Source organism: Marinobacter sp. EhC06 (assembly GCF_001650915.1).
Lineage (GTDB): Bacteria > Pseudomonadota > Gammaproteobacteria > Pseudomonadales > Oleiphilaceae > Marinobacter.
The window spans coordinates 101,924-116,096 of the sequence record NZ_LXYO01000033.1 but is presented as its reverse complement, the minus strand read 5'-3'; the positions used below and the strand labels follow the sequence as shown (position 1 = coordinate 116,096).

Here is a 14,173-nt window from a genome sequence, read left to right as displayed (position 1 = left end):
ATGGTCTCAAATCGGAGAAACGATCCGGCAGACGGAGAGAGAGACCATGAGTCATTTGATCGATAAACTGAATTACTTCAGGAAGAAGCGCGAGCCGTTCTCCAACGGCCATGGCGAAACCCACGAAGTCAGTCGCGAATGGGAAGACAGCTACCGCCAGCGCTGGCAGCACGACAAGATCGTGCGTTCCACCCACGGCGTAAACTGCACCGGCTCCTGCAGCTGGAAAATTTACGTCAAGAACGGCCTGGTTACCTGGGAAACCCAGCAAACCGATTATCCCCGTACCCGTCCGGATCTGCCCAACCACGAGCCACGCGGCTGCCCACGTGGTGCCAGCTATTCCTGGTACATGTACAGTGCCAACCGCCTGAAGTACCCGTTGATGCGCAAGCATCTGATGAAGCTTTGGCGTGCCGCGCGCATGCAGTTTAATGACCCGGTGGAAGCCTGGGCTTCTATCGTGGAAGACCCCAAGAAAACCGCTGAGTACAAGCCCCGCCGTGGTATGGGCGGATTCGTGCGCTCCAGCTGGGATGAAGTCAACGAGCTGATTGGCGCCTCCAACGTCTATACCGCCAAAAAGCATGGCCCGGACCGCATCATCGGCTTCTCGCCGATTCCCGCCATGTCCATGGTTTCCTACGCTGCCGGCAGCCGTTACCTGTCCATGATCGGCGGCGTGTGCATGAGCTTCTATGACTGGTACTGCGACCTGCCGCCGGCCTCACCCCAGACCTGGGGTGAGCAGACCGATGTGCCGGAATCCGCCGACTGGTACAACTCCGGCTACATCATTGCCTGGGGCTCCAACGTGCCCCAGACTCGTACTCCGGACGCTCACTTCTTCACCGAGGTGCGTTACAAGGGCACCAAGACCGTCGCCATTACTCCGGACTACGCCGAAGTCTCCAAGCTGTCCGACGAGTGGATGAACCCCAAGCAGGGTACCGACGCGGCTCTCGGCATGGCCATGGGCCACGTGATCCTGAAAGAGTTCCACGTCGACAAGCCCAGCGAGTACTTCACCGACTACGTGCGTCGCTACACCGACATGCCTTACCTGGTCATGCTGGAAGAGAAGGATGACGGCAGTTTCGTGCCGGGCCGCTTCCTGCGCGCCAGTGACCTGGTGGACGGGCTGGGTGAAGAAAACAACCCCGAGTGGAAAACCATCGCCATTGATGAAGCCTCCGGTGAGCTGACGGCTCCCAATGGTTCCATTGGCTACCGCTGGGGCGAGAAGGGCAAGTGGAACCTGAAGCAGACCGCCAAAGGCTCCGACGTCAACCTGCAGCTGTCCATGGTCGAGAAGCACGATGACGTTGTGGACGTCGCCTTCCCGTACTTTGGTGGTATCGAGCACGACCACTTCAAGCACGTGGAAATCAAGGACATCCTCAAGCACAAGCTGGGTACCCGTAAGGTCAAGCTGGCAGACGGCTCCGAAGGGCGTGTGGTTACCGTCTATGACCTGATGGTCGCCAACTACGGCATCAGCCGCGGCCTGGGCGAGGATGACGGTGCCACTTCCTATGACGAAGTTAAGCCTTACACCCCGGCCTGGCAGGAAAAGATCACCGGCGTCCCCGCCGAGAAAGTGATCCGCATTGCCCGTGAGTTCGCCGATAACGCAGACAAGACCAAAGGCCGTTCCATGGTCATCGTCGGTGCCGGTATGAACCACTGGTACCACATGGACATGAACTACCGCGGCCTGATCAACATGCTGATCATGTGTGGCTGTATCGGCCAGAGCGGTGGCGGCTGGGCCCACTACGTTGGCCAGGAAAAACTGCGTCCGCAGACTGGCTGGCAGCCGCTGGCCTTTGGTCTGGACTGGCAGCGTCCGCCCCGGCACATGAACTCCACCTCCTTCTTCTACGCCCACTCCGGTCAGTGGCGTTACGAGAAGCTGGGTGTCGACGAGATCCTGTCGCCGCTGGCAGACAAGTCCAAATTTGGCGGCAGCCTGATTGACTACAACGTGCGCGCCGAGCGCATGGGCTGGCTGCCGTCTGCTCCGCAGCTCAACCGAAACCCGTTGGGTATTGCTGCTGAGGCGGAAAAAGCCGGAATGGAAGTGTCGGACTATGTGGCGCAGTCCATGAAAGACGGTTCCCTGGCGTTTGCCAGTGAGGATCCGGAAGCGCCCCAGAACCATCCGCGCAATATGTTTATCTGGCGATCCAACCTGCTGGGGTCCTCCGGTAAGGGCCATGAGTATATGCTCAAGTACCTGCTGGGTACCAAGAGCGGCCTGCAGGGCAAGGATCTGGGCCATGAAGGTGGCGCCAAGCCGAAAGAGGTCAAATGGCATGACGAGGCGCCGGAAGGCAAGCTCGACCTGCTGGTGACCCTGGATTTCCGCATGTCCACCACCTGTCTGTATTCAGACATCGTTCTGCCGACGGCCACCTGGTACGAGAAGAACGATCTGAATACCTCCGACATGCACCCGTTCATTCACCCGCTGACCGCAGCCACCGATCCGGCTTGGGAAGCGCGCAGTGACTGGGAGATCTACAAAGGCATTGCCAAGGCGTTCTCCAAGGCCACCGAAGGCCACCTGGGTGTCGAGAAAGACGTGGTCACCCTGCCGCTGCTGCACGATGCGCCGGCGGAGCTGGGCCAGCCGTTCGATGTGAAGGACTGGAAGCGGGGCGAGTGCGACCTGATCCCGGGCAAGACCGCGCCCAACTTCATTACCGTTGAGCGGGATTACCCGAACACCTACGCGCGCTTCACCTCCCTTGGCCCGCTGATGGACAAGCTGGGTAACGGTGGCAAGGGCATCAACTGGAACACCGAGAAGGAAGTGAAGTTCCTGGGTGATCTGAACTACAAGCACATCGACGGAGCCAACGCCGGCCGTCCGAAGATCGAGAGTGCTATCGATGCCGCAGAAGTGATCCTCACCCTGGCCCCGGAAACCAATGGCCAGGTGGCGGTAAAAGCCTGGGCGGCATTGTCCGAGTTTACCGGCCTGGATCACACCCATCTGGCAAAGAACAAGGAAGAGGAAAAAATCCGCTTCCGGGACATCGTGGCGCAGCCGCGCAAGATCATTTCCAGCCCGACCTGGTCTGGCCTGGAAGACGAACACGTGTCCTACAACGCCGGATACACCAACGTCCATGAGCTGATCCCCTGGCGCACCCTGACCGGTCGTCAGCAGTTCTACCAGGATCACGAGTGGATGCGTGCCTTCGGCGAAAGCCTGCTGGTGTATCGCCCGCCGATCAACACCAAAACCGTGAGTCACATGATTAATCAGCGCAGCAACGGCAATGCCGAGAAAGCGCTGAACTGGATCACACCGCACCAGAAGTGGGGTATTCACAGCACCTACAGCGACAACCTGCTGATGCTGACCCTGTCGCGCGGTGGCCCGATCGTGTGGCTGAGTGAAGACGACGCCAAAGAACTGGCCATCGAGGACAACGACTGGATTGAGCTGTTCAACGCCAATGGCGCCATTGCAGCCCGGGCGGTTGTGAGTCAGCGGGTGATGCCAGGCATGGTGATGATGTACCACGCCCAGGAGCGGATCGTGAACATTCCGGGCTCGGAAATCACCGGTACCCGTGGCGGTATCCACAACTCGGTCACCCGGGTGTGCCCGAAGCCGACCCACATGATCGGCGGTTACGCCCAGTATTCCTACGGCTTCAACTACTACGGCACCGTAGGTTCCAACCGAGACGAATTCGTGGTGGTTCGCAAGATGCACAACGTCGACTGGCTCGACGGTGAAGGCAATGACACTGTTCAGGAGGCTGTAAAATGAAGATCCGTTCCCAAGTCGGCATGGTGCTGAACCTGGACAAGTGCATCGGTTGCCACACCTGTTCAGTAACCTGCAAAAACGTATGGACCAGCCGTGAAGGCATGGAATACGCCTGGTTCAACAACGTCGAGACCAAGCCAGGTATTGGCTACCCGAAAGAGTGGGAGAACCAGGACAAATGGAAGGGCGGCTGGATGCGTGACAGCTCCGGCAAGATCCGCCCGAAGATCGGTGGCCGCTTCCGAGTACTGGCGAACATATTCGCCAACCCGGACCTGCCCCAGATCGACGACTACTACGAGCCGTTCGATTTCGATTATCAGCACCTGCATACCGCCGGCGACATGAAACACCAGCCGGTGGCCAGGCCACGCTCGCTGATTTCCGGCCAGCGCATGCAGAAAATCGAATGGGGCCCGAACTGGGAAGAGATTCTCGGTACCGAGTTCGCCAAGCGCCGCAAGGACAAGAACTTTGACCAGGTGCAGGCGGATATCTACGGCCAGTTCGAAAACACCTTCATGATGTACCTGCCGCGCCTGTGCGAGCACTGCCTGAACCCGGCGTGTGTTGCCAGCTGCCCGAGTGGTGCCATCTACAAGCGTGAGGAAGACGGCATCGTCCTGATCGACCAGGACAAGTGCCGTGGCTGGCGGATGTGTGTCTCCGGCTGCCCCTACAAGAAGATCTACTTCAACTGGAAAACCGGCAAGTCCGAGAAGTGCATTTTCTGCTACCCGCGGATCGAAGCCGGCATGCCCACCGTGTGCTCCGAAACCTGTGTTGGCCGGATTCGCTATCTCGGTGTGTTGCTGTACGACGCAGACCGCATCGAAGAAGTGGCCAGCGCCCCGGGCGAGCATGAGCTTTACGAAAAGCAGCTGGAAATCTTCCTGGACCCGTTCGACCCGAAGGTGATCGAGCAGGCGAAGAAAGATGGCATTCCGATGAATGTGATCGAAGCTGCCCAGCAGAGCCCGGTGTACAAGATGGCGGTGGACTGGAAGCTGGCCCTGCCTCTGCACCCGGAATACCGCACCCTGCCCATGGTCTGGTACGTGCCGCCTCTGAGCCCGATCCAATCCGCGGCGGAAGCCGGCAAGGTCGAATTCGACGGCATACTGCCCAAGATCGAAAGCCTGCGGATCCCGGTGAAGTACCTGGCCAATCTGCTCACCGCTGGTGATGAGAAGCCGATTGTCCGGGCCCTCAAGCGGATCATGGCCATGCGCCTGTACAAGCGTGCCGAGACAGTTGAAGGCAAGGAAGACCTGCGCGCCCTTGAGGAAGCCGGTCTGACCAAGGCCCAGGCGGACGAAATGTATCGCTACCTGGCCATCGCCAACTACGAGGATCGCTTCGTGATTCCCACCAGCCACCGTGAGCTGGCGAAAGAAGCCTTCCCCGATGCCACCGCCCATGGTGAGCGCAACGGCTGCGGCTTCAGCTTCGGTGAAGGCTGCAACGGCGACAGCAAATTCAACATGTTCGGTGGACGCAAGCAGACCACCAGCATGGTTCAGAAGCTGTCGACCGTGAAGCAGGTTGACCCGAAACAGCTGCAGGAATAAGGAGGCCGAGATGCAACTTTTAAAAGTACTGGCACGGGTGCTTGAGTACCCGACCGAAGAACTCCAGGCCTCCAAAGACGCCCTCATTGCAGCTGTCCTCGAGGACAGCCGGCTGCCGAGGCAGAACAAGGAGCAACTGCTGCGCTGTGTGGAAATGGTCTGCGATGGCGACTTGCTGGACGTGCAGGAAAACTACGTCGGCATGTTCGACAAAGGCCGGGCCACGTCCCTGCTGCTGTTCGAACACGTGCACGGGGAATCCCGGGATCGTGGCCAGGCCATGGTGGACCTGATGGAGGAATATCGCAGCAACGGTCTGGAAATCGACGCCAGGGAACTGCCGGACTACCTGCCACTGTTCCTGGAATACCTCTCCACCCGTCCCTGGGACGAGATCCGGAACTGGCTGGAGGACATCCACCACATCCTGGGCTTGCTGGGTGAGCGTCTGTACCAGCGTGAAAGTTTCTATCACGTGGTGATGGATTCGCTGCTGACCCTCTCCGGGCGCGCGGCAAACCGCCAGGAGCTGGCCCGGATCGTCGCCTCGGAAGAGCGCGACGACACCCCGGAGGCTCTGGACAAGGTCTGGGAAGAGGAAATGGTGAAGTTTGTTGATGATCAGGGCAGCTCCTGCAGTACCGGCAGTGTTGTAGGCCAACGCCGCCGGGAACTGGAACAGACCCAGACCATTCACCTGAGTGATCAGCTGATGACGGACGCAACACCCCGTCAGGCAGGGCGCGCCTGAGGGCGCAGGAGGAAACGGAAATGATGTCCTATCTCAATACACTGTTGTTCGGGGTTTATCCCTACATTGCTATCGCGATCCTCGTGATTGGCACCTGGGCTCGCTATGACCAGGGCCAGTTCACCTGGAAAGCCCATTCCAGCCAGATGCTGCGCAAGAAAAACATGGTGATGGCCAGCGTGCTGTTCCATGTCGGCGTACTGGTGATCTTCTTCGGCCACCTGGTGGGCCTGCTGACCCCGCACGCGCTCTATGAGCCGTTCATGACCCCTGGCACCAAGCAGGTGATGGCAATCGTGGTGGGCGGAATCGCCGGCGTGATGGCGATTGTCGGCGGCGGTATGCTCGCATGGCGCCGGCTGACCGACCCGCGCGTTAAGGCCAGCAGCACCTTTGCGGACAACATGATCATCGTCATCCTGGTCATCCAGCTGGCACTCGGCCTGCTGACCATTCTGCCCACCATGGGCCACCTGGATGGCAGCACCATGCTCAAGTTCTCCGCCTGGGCCCAGGGTATTGTCACTCTCCAAGGCGGCGTGGCTGGCTATATTGCCGACGTGCACTGGATCTACAAGACCCACATCTTCCTGGGCCTGACCATCTTCGTGCTCTTCCCGTTCACCCGCCTGGTGCACATGCTCAGCGTGCCGGTGGAGTATTTCGGTCGGAAGTACCAGGTGGTTCGCAAGCGGGCGTAATTGTTTGAGTTGAGGTGACGGTGAAGGTGTCGGATTACGCGTGGCGGGGCCACGCTAATCCGACCTACCCGAACCCGAGAGCACAAATGGAGATCGGATTTACCGTCGAGCGGCACAATGAGCGAAGCGTAATCCGACAACCAGATCAAAAGGTAACCATCATGCAACTGATCCCCGTTGGCGACGCCGAAAAGCCCAGAAACCAGTTCCCGCCGGTCTACGTGGGTGAAACCCTCATCGGCGAAGACGACATCGCGCGGGAAATGCAGCATCACCCGGCCGAAGAAGTGGCCGAAGCCTGGCACGACGCTGCCAGAAGCCTCGTCATCCGCGAGCTCCTCCTGCAACAGGCCAGCCACCTCAAGCTCGACGACATCGCCGACGAAGAAGACCGCATTGCCCGGGTACTGGAACTCGAGCTTAACGTCCCGGACCCCACCGAACAGGACTGCGAACGCTTCTATAACGCCAACCCGGCCCGCTTCCGCAGCCCCACGCTGATGGCCGTCAGCCACATCCTCCTCGCTGCTGCCCCGGACGACGTCCAGGAACGCATCCGCCAGGAAGGAGCCGGCCAACAGTTACTGTCGTCCCTCATCGACGGCCGCTCACAGTTCGCCGAACTGGCCAAACAATACTCCGCCTGCGAATCCCGCCACCAGGGCGGCAGCCTCGGCCAGATCAGCAAAGGCCAGACCGTGGAAGAATTCGAACGTCCCGTCCTGTCCCTGGAAGAAGGCCTTAACCCGGAACTGATCGAAACTCGCTACGGCTGGCACATCGTCCACGTTGACCAACGAATCGACGGCCAGCAGCTCCCGTATGAACACGTCAAACCCCAGATTAGGCAGTACCTGAGCGAGAGCGTAACCCGACGGGCATTCCGTCAGTACCTGCAGGTTCTGGCAGCGGAAACCGGGGTAGAAGGAGTAGATCTCGAGCTGCCCGACTCGCCACTAATGCAGTAAGCAGGATGATCTGAAGGTTAACTCTTCGGTTTGGAGGATGGTGGGCCGATTAGCTTTCCAAAACTGTGCGGAGCCATGGATGGCGGAGCCCAAGCGTCACAGGGATGTGCCGCAAGGAGCGTGTTTTGGAAAGCTAATCGGCCCACCATCCTGTGCTCCCAAGTCTAAGTTTTAGTCCCCGAATAGTTAGCAAAAAAACACTTTGAGTTAGGTCAATTACTCCCGAATAACCCCCAAACTACCCCCATGGGGGGAGCGATTTTCACCCCGTATCCTTCTACTATTTAAATCATGATTTCGAATGCATGAATATGCAGAGAGGATACACCAATGGCACTGACCCAAACGGCCGAAACCCGCTACACCAAACCCGTGCTCGTCGCCATCAATAAACCCTTTGACGACGAAGACGGCCTCCAGGCCCTGCGCAGCCATCCACTGTTCTCGGAACTCAATGGCAAAGACCTGCAGCACCTGATCCATCAATCCCGAAGAATCCGCCTTGGCCATCACCAGTTGCTCTATCGCCAGGACATGCCGGCGCACCATTTCTTCTTCGTGATCTCCGGTCGCTTGCGTCTTTACCGTTTGGACTCCTCCGGCATCGACCGGACCCTCGACAGCATCGCCCCCGGCGACTGCTTCGCCGAAGTCATGATCTACGCCGATCCGCCCCGGTACGCCTGCTACGCCGAGGCCCTGAAATCCAGCGAAGTTCTGATGATCCCCGTCAAGGCCTACCAGGACATGCTGGAAAGCAACCCGAAATACGCCCAGGCAGCCCTGCGGCATTATGCCAAACGCGCGGTTTCCCGGTTCCATGACCTGGAAATCATGACCGTGCAGAACGCCCGTGACCGCCTGATCCGCTACCTGATCGACCTGCTACCCAACGGCGCGGAAGAGGGCGGAGAGGTGGAGTTGCCGCTGCCCAAGTGCCTGGTGGCCTCCAGGCTTGCCATGCAGCCGGAAACCTTCTCCCGGATTCTGGCGGATCTGAAAGCCAACGGCCTGGTTCGGGTTAACCGAAGCCGATTGTTTATTTCAGACCCCCAGCGCCTGATTGAGATCAGCCAGTAACTGACCACATTCAAGCCTCCAGGCTTTTTGGAAAGGAGGATACGTGACCGCGAGAAAGCAACGCCCACTGATCTACTCATGTTCCGGCTGCTCTGATGTGGCGCAGCTGGCCAACAACGTGGCAGTAAGGCTGGACCATGCCGGCGAATTCGAAATGTCCTGCATCTCCGGCGTCGGCGGCAAGGTGCCGTCCCTGGTGAAAACCGCCAGATCCGGCCGCCCGATCACGGTTATTGATGGCTGCCCGTTGCACTGTGCCCGGGCCTGTCTCGAGAACATCGGTGTGGAGCCCGATGAGCATGTCCGGCTCTACGACTTCGGCTTCAAGAAACATTATGGACAGAGCTACGGCGAAGACGCCGTGGAAGAAGTCTGCGACGAAGTTCGCAGGCTCACCTCGTCCGACCAGCCCATTGCCCGCCAGGCGTAATCCGCAGCGGCCCGGTACCAGTAAGGATTCACCAAGATGATCAGCAGTTACAGTGACCTGATTCAGGCCTCCCACAGCCAGCAGGAACCCCAGCGTCTACTATTCGTGTTTTGCCGTGCGGAGTTGCCGGATGAGGCCTCCCCGGAAGAAAAAGCCGCTTTTGAGCGCGGTGAAGGCGGCGCCCTGACGCCGGTGGTCTGCGTCGACAAAACCCCTGATGAAGCACCGGATTTCGATGTCCTGCACGAAGAATCCCGTGCCACCGGCCAAGCCTGGGATGTGGTGTTCGTTGCCGCCATGTCCGGCCGCGGGGGTACGCCTCCATCCACTGACGAAGCGCAGCAGCCGCTGACCATGATGGTGGAGTCTATCCGCCTCGGTCATATCAGTAATTACCTCCCGCTCGATTCAAACGGAAACGCTGTCAGTCTGGGCTGACAGCGTGTACCTGACCGAACCATCAGTCAGGTGTATTCAATAAGAGGTATTTGATTTTCCTCTAATTTGCCTAGGCTTAAGCAATCAGGCGCTTTTTCTCAGGGAGTCTTCCGTGTCTGTTTTTTCCCGCTTCGTTTTCCTGGTTTTCACATCGATCATGGCCATGGCTCTGAATGCAGCGCCTCTGGCCAAATATGAGCCCGCTGCCGGTCGTCAGGTCATCAAGCAGACGTTTCCGGATGTCACCCGGGTCATTCCCCGAAAAGGCAATCGAGCCATCCAGGAGCTCTATGCGCGCAAGGAGCTGGTGGGCTACGCCTATCAGTCCCTGGATTTTGTCCAGACACCCGCCTACTCGGGCAAACCGGTCAATGCCATGGTGGTGCTGGATACTGAAGGCACCATCAAGGCCGCCAAGGTAATTCACCACGATGAACCCATTCTTCTGGTGGGTATTCCCGAGAGCAAGCTGCACGCATTCACCGATCAGTACACGGCCCTGAAAGCCGACCAGCGGGTAACCGTGGGCGGAACCTCTTCGGAACGCAAGGTGGCCGTTGACGGGCTGTCGGGAGCCACGGTTACCGTGATGGTCATCAATGAAGTGATCATGCGCACCGCCCATCGGGTGGGAGTGGAACTGGGCATGGTTGAGGGCGAGGATGGAACCCGTCCGCCGGCGGCTACCGTCGATAAACAGGCCTTCGAGCAGAAAACCTGGCAGGAACTGACCGGTGACGGGTCGGTGCGCCGGTTGATGCTTACCAAGGGCCAGGTGGATGATTCCTTCAAGGGGACGGAAGCAGAGGGTGTTGATACCGCGGGCCCCGAGGAACGCAAAGAGCCGCTGATTGATCTGTATGCCGCTTACCTGGATGCGCCCACCATTGGCCGGAATCTGCTGGGCGAGAGCCAGTACCAGTGGCTGACATCCGAGCTGGAGGAGGGCGAGCATGCCATTGCCGTGATGGCCAACGGTGAATACTCCTTCAAAGGTTCAGGTTATGTTCGCGGCGGCATCTTCGATCGCATCCAGATCCGTCAGTTCGGCGACACCTTCAATTTCCGTGACCTGGACTTCTACCGGCTGAGTGATGTCTATGCCGAGGGCATGCCGGAGTTCACCGAAATGGCGATCTTCATCATTCGCCAGCAGTACAACTTCGATCCCGGTACACCCTGGACACTCGAACTCACTGTGAAGCGCCAGACTGGACCACTGGACAGCGAGTTTCAGGTGTTTCCGTTGGAGTACCAGCTTCCGGAGCAGTATTACAACCGTCCGGAGCCTGTCGTTTCCGAGGAAGAATGGCTGGAAAGCCAGCCCATGTGGGTTCAGGTTTGGTACCAGCGGGAATTCCAGATTGTGGTGCTCGGTATCGGTATCGGCGTGCTGATGTTCATCCTGTTTTTCCAGGACTGGCTGGTGAAAAAACCCAGGATCATGCGCTGGATCCGTCACGCCTTCCTGACTTACACGCTGTTCTTCATCGGTTGGTATGCCATGGGGCAGCTGTCCATCGTCAACGTGCTCACGTTTGCGAACAGCCTGATCAGTGGCTTCAGTTGGGAAACCTTCCTGATCGACCCGGTGATTTTCATTCTCTGGGCTGTGGTGGCAGGCATCATCCTCCTCTGGGGCCGGGCGGTTTACTGTGGCTGGTTGTGCCCGTTCGGCGCGCTACAGGAGCTGCTGAATGAAATTGCCCGCAAGCTGAAAGTACCCCAATACACCGTGCCTTTTGCCGTGCACGAGCGGCTATGGGCCATCAAGTACATCATTCTGCTGGTGTTGTTCGGAGTGTCGCTGGATTCCATGGCGACCGCCGAACGGCTTGCCGAGGTGGAGCCGTTCAAGACCGCGATCACGCTCAAGTTTGATCGTAGCTGGCCGTTCGTGACCTACGCCGTCCTTCTGCTGGTGGTCAACCTGTTCACCCGCAAAGTGTTCTGCCGCTATATGTGCCCGCTGGGTGCAGCTTTGGCACTGCCGACCAAACTGCGAGTGTTCGACTGGCTCAAACGCCGCAAGGAATGTGGCAATCCTTGCCGGCTGTGCGATCACGAGTGTGAAGTTCAGGCGATCCACCCGGACGGCCACATCAACTACATGGAATGCCATTACTGCCTCGATTGCCAGATGACCTATTTCGATGACCACAAGTGTCCGCCGCTGATCGTCAAGCGACGCGGCAAGCGCCGGGGTCATAACGCACCGGGCCACCCGGAGGAAATACCCGTGGTTCAGGTGTCTTGAGTAGTCCCATAAAAAGAAAGCATGAGAAGTAAAACCGCCATTACCAATAACGGAGTTGGATGTTATGAAAAAAAGAGATGATCTGACCAAAGACCTGCAAGAGCTTCCGGAAAGCGGCCAGAGCCGCCGTCGGTTTATGGGGGCTGCAGCGCTGGCGGGTGTCGCCGGTGCAACCGGGCTTGGCACTGCAGTGATGTCGCGTGAGGCATTCGCGGCCGCGGCCGAGGAGGCCCGCAACAAATATGTGATCCATCCGGGAGAGCTCGACGAGTACTACGGCTTCTGGAGCGGAGGTCACTCCGGTGAAGTACGGGTTCTGGGTGTACCCTCCATGCGGGAACTCATGCGTATCCCCGTGTTCAACGTGGATTCTGCCACGGGGTGGGGGATCAGCAATGAAAGCAAGGACGTTCTGGGCCATGATAATACCCACCTGAACGGCGATTCCCATCACCCCCACATTTCCATGACGGATGGTCGTTATGACGGCAAATACCTGTTCATTAACGACAAAGCCAACACTCGTGTAGCCCGGATCCGCCTGGACATCATGAAGTGCGACAAGATCACCACCATTCCGAACGTCCAGGCCATTCACGGCCTGCGTCTTCAGAAGGTTCCCAAGACCAAGTACGTGTTTTGTAATGCCGAGTATGTCATCCCCCATCCGAACGATGGCAGCGACACCAGCCTTGAAAGCAGCTTCACCATGTTCAACGCGGTAGACGCGGAAACCATGGAAGTGGCCTTCCAGGTGATTGTTGACGGTAACCTGGACAACACCGACGCGGACTATACCGGCAAATACGCTTGCTCCACCTGTTACAACTCCGAGAAGGCACTGGATCTGGCCGGTACCATGCGCAACGACCGCGACTGGGCGGTAGTATTCAACATCGAGCGCATTGAGCAGGCGGTCAAGAATGGCAACTACAAGACCCTGGGAGACTCCAAGGTGCCTGTGGTAGACGGTCGCGCCGGTTCGGAACTGACCCGTTACATTCCGGTTCCGAAGAACCCGCATGGTCTGAATACCTCCCCGGACGGCAAGTACTTTATTGCCAACGGCAAGCTGTCACCAACGGCCACCATTATTGCCATCGACAAGCTGGATGATCTGTTCGATGGCAAGATTGAGCCGCGGGATACTGTGGTAGGTGAACCGGAACTGGGCCTCGGGCCCCTGCACACAACCTTCGATGGCCGTGGCAATGCCTATACCACCCTTTTTATCGACAGCCAGGTGGCCAAGTGGAACATTGCCGATGCCATCAGGCACTACAACGGCGAGGACGTGAACTACATTCGCCAGAAGCTGGATGTGCATTATCAGCCGGGCCACAACCACGCGTCTCTGACCGAATCCCGGGATGCCGATGGCAAGTGGCTGGTGGTGCTGTCGAAGTTCTCCAAGGACCGGTTCCTGCCGGTTGGACCTTTGCATGCGGAGAACGACCAGCTGATCGATATCTCCGGCGAGGAGATGAAGCTGGTTCACGATGGCCCGACCTTTGCCGAGCCCCATGACTGCATTCTGGTACGTCGTGATCAGATCAAGACCAAGAAGATCTACGATCGTGACGATCCTTTCTTCGCCTCTGCCGTTGAGCAGGCCAAGAAGGATGGTGTGACTCTGGAAGCCGACAACAAGGTTATCCGCGATGGCAATAAGGTTCGTGTTTACATGACCTCAATTGCGCCGCAGTACGGGATGACGGAGTTCAAGGTGAAGCAGGGTGATGAGGTGACGGTGTATGTGACCAACCTGGACACCATTGAGGATGTGACCCACGGTTTCTGTATGGTGAACCATGGTGTGAGCATGGAGATCAGTCCGCAGCAGACGGCTTCGGTGACCTTCAAGGCGGATCGTCCCGGGGTTCACTGGTACTACTGCAACTGGTTCTGTCATGCGCTGCATATGGAGATGCGGGGTCGCATGATTGTAGAGAAAGCCTGATAGGCCTCTCTTTCGCCGGGACTCCTTTTGGGAGTCCTGGTGATTTCCAACTTCGGAGAAGCAACCCAAGAGGAGAACCCTTTCCAAAACACGCTCCTGGCGGCACATCCCTGTGGCGCTTGGGCTCCGCCATCCATGGCTCCGCACAGTTTTGGAAAGGGTTCTCCTCTTGGCTTGCCGTACCTAGGGCGGTGGCTTCGGGCCTGCTTCACTTATAGAGAATTATA

At 58.3% G+C, this 14,173-nt stretch carries 10 protein-coding genes; all 10 read left to right on the top strand.

The window, feature by feature from the left end:
* Nucleotides 1-46: 46 nt before the first annotated feature.
* The 10 genes from A8B84_RS16355 to nosZ all read left to right on the top strand — a co-directional run bounded on the left by A8B84_RS16355 (nucleotide 47) and on the right by nosZ (nucleotide 13,946).
* The gene (locus A8B84_RS16355) at nucleotides 47-3,790 is read left to right on the top strand and encodes a nitrate reductase subunit alpha (protein WP_064227621.1); all 3,744 of its coding nucleotides are present in this window, start codon (nucleotides 47-49) and stop codon (nucleotides 3,788-3,790) included.
* Complete coding sequence (gene narH, locus A8B84_RS16350) at nucleotides 3,787-5,361, top strand: nitrate reductase subunit beta (RefSeq protein WP_064227622.1); 1,575 nt, start codon at nucleotides 3,787-3,789, stop codon at nucleotides 5,359-5,361. Before A8B84_RS16355 ends, narH begins: the two co-directional genes overlap by 4 nt.
* Nucleotides 5,362-5,371: 10 nt before the next feature.
* Entirely contained in the window at nucleotides 5,372-6,112 is a 741-nt protein-coding gene (narJ, locus tag A8B84_RS16345; protein ID WP_064227623.1) for a nitrate reductase molybdenum cofactor assembly chaperone, read from the top strand.
* A 23-nt stretch (nucleotides 6,113-6,135) separates the two neighbouring features.
* Entirely contained in the window at nucleotides 6,136-6,813 is a 678-nt protein-coding gene (narI, locus tag A8B84_RS16340) for a respiratory nitrate reductase subunit gamma (RefSeq protein ID WP_064227712.1), read from the top strand.
* Between the two features lie 161 nt (nucleotides 6,814-6,974).
* Complete coding sequence (locus A8B84_RS16335; RefSeq protein ID WP_064227713.1) at nucleotides 6,975-7,781, top strand: peptidylprolyl isomerase; 807 nt, start codon at nucleotides 6,975-6,977, stop codon at nucleotides 7,779-7,781.
* Nucleotides 7,782-8,111: 330 nt separating this feature from the next.
* Nucleotides 8,112-8,861: a Crp/Fnr family transcriptional regulator gene (locus A8B84_RS16330; RefSeq protein WP_064227624.1), complete on the top strand. Its 750-nt coding sequence runs from the start codon at nucleotides 8,112-8,114 to the stop codon at nucleotides 8,859-8,861.
* Between the two features lie 43 nt (nucleotides 8,862-8,904).
* Nucleotides 8,905-9,291, top strand: a complete 387-nt coding sequence (locus A8B84_RS16325; protein ID WP_064227625.1) for a putative zinc-binding protein — start codon at nucleotides 8,905-8,907, stop codon at nucleotides 9,289-9,291.
* Between the two features lie 36 nt (nucleotides 9,292-9,327).
* Nucleotides 9,328-9,729, top strand: coding sequence for a hypothetical protein (locus A8B84_RS16320; RefSeq protein WP_064227626.1), 402 nt, complete (start codon nucleotides 9,328-9,330; stop codon nucleotides 9,727-9,729).
* A gap of 157 nt (nucleotides 9,730-9,886) precedes the next feature.
* The gene (gene nosR / locus A8B84_RS16315) at nucleotides 9,887-11,986 is read left to right on the top strand and encodes a transcriptional regulator NosR (RefSeq protein WP_082905206.1); all 2,100 of its coding nucleotides are present in this window, start codon (nucleotides 9,887-9,889) and stop codon (nucleotides 11,984-11,986) included.
* A 64-nt stretch (nucleotides 11,987-12,050) separates the two neighbouring features.
* The gene (gene nosZ / locus A8B84_RS16310) at nucleotides 12,051-13,946 is read left to right on the top strand and encodes a TAT-dependent nitrous-oxide reductase (RefSeq protein ID WP_064227627.1); all 1,896 of its coding nucleotides are present in this window, start codon (nucleotides 12,051-12,053) and stop codon (nucleotides 13,944-13,946) included.
* The last annotated feature ends 227 nt before the right edge of the window (nucleotides 13,947-14,173 follow it).

Bases quoted from the DNA above. Each gene is read 5' to 3' on its own strand.
- A8B84_RS16355 (WP_064227621.1), top strand. From the start codon at position 47: ATGAGTCATTTGATCGATAAACTGAATTACTTCAGGAAGAAGCGCGAG.
- narH (WP_064227622.1), top strand. From the start codon at position 3,787: ATGAAGATCCGTTCCCAAGTCGGCATGGTGCTGAACCTGGACAAGTGC.
- narJ (WP_064227623.1), top strand. From the start codon at position 5,372: ATGCAACTTTTAAAAGTACTGGCACGGGTGCTTGAGTACCCGACCGAA.
- narI (WP_064227712.1), top strand. From the start codon at position 6,136: ATGTCCTATCTCAATACACTGTTGTTCGGGGTTTATCCCTACATTGCT.
- A8B84_RS16335 (WP_064227713.1), top strand. From the start codon at position 6,975: ATGCAACTGATCCCCGTTGGCGACGCCGAAAAGCCCAGAAACCAGTTC.
- A8B84_RS16330 (WP_064227624.1), top strand. From the start codon at position 8,112: ATGGCACTGACCCAAACGGCCGAAACCCGCTACACCAAACCCGTGCTC.
- A8B84_RS16320 (WP_064227626.1), top strand. From the start codon at position 9,328: ATGATCAGCAGTTACAGTGACCTGATTCAGGCCTCCCACAGCCAGCAG.
- nosR (WP_082905206.1), top strand. From the start codon at position 9,887: ATGGCCATGGCTCTGAATGCAGCGCCTCTGGCCAAATATGAGCCCGCT.
- nosZ (WP_064227627.1), top strand. From the start codon at position 12,051: ATGAAAAAAAGAGATGATCTGACCAAAGACCTGCAAGAGCTTCCGGAA.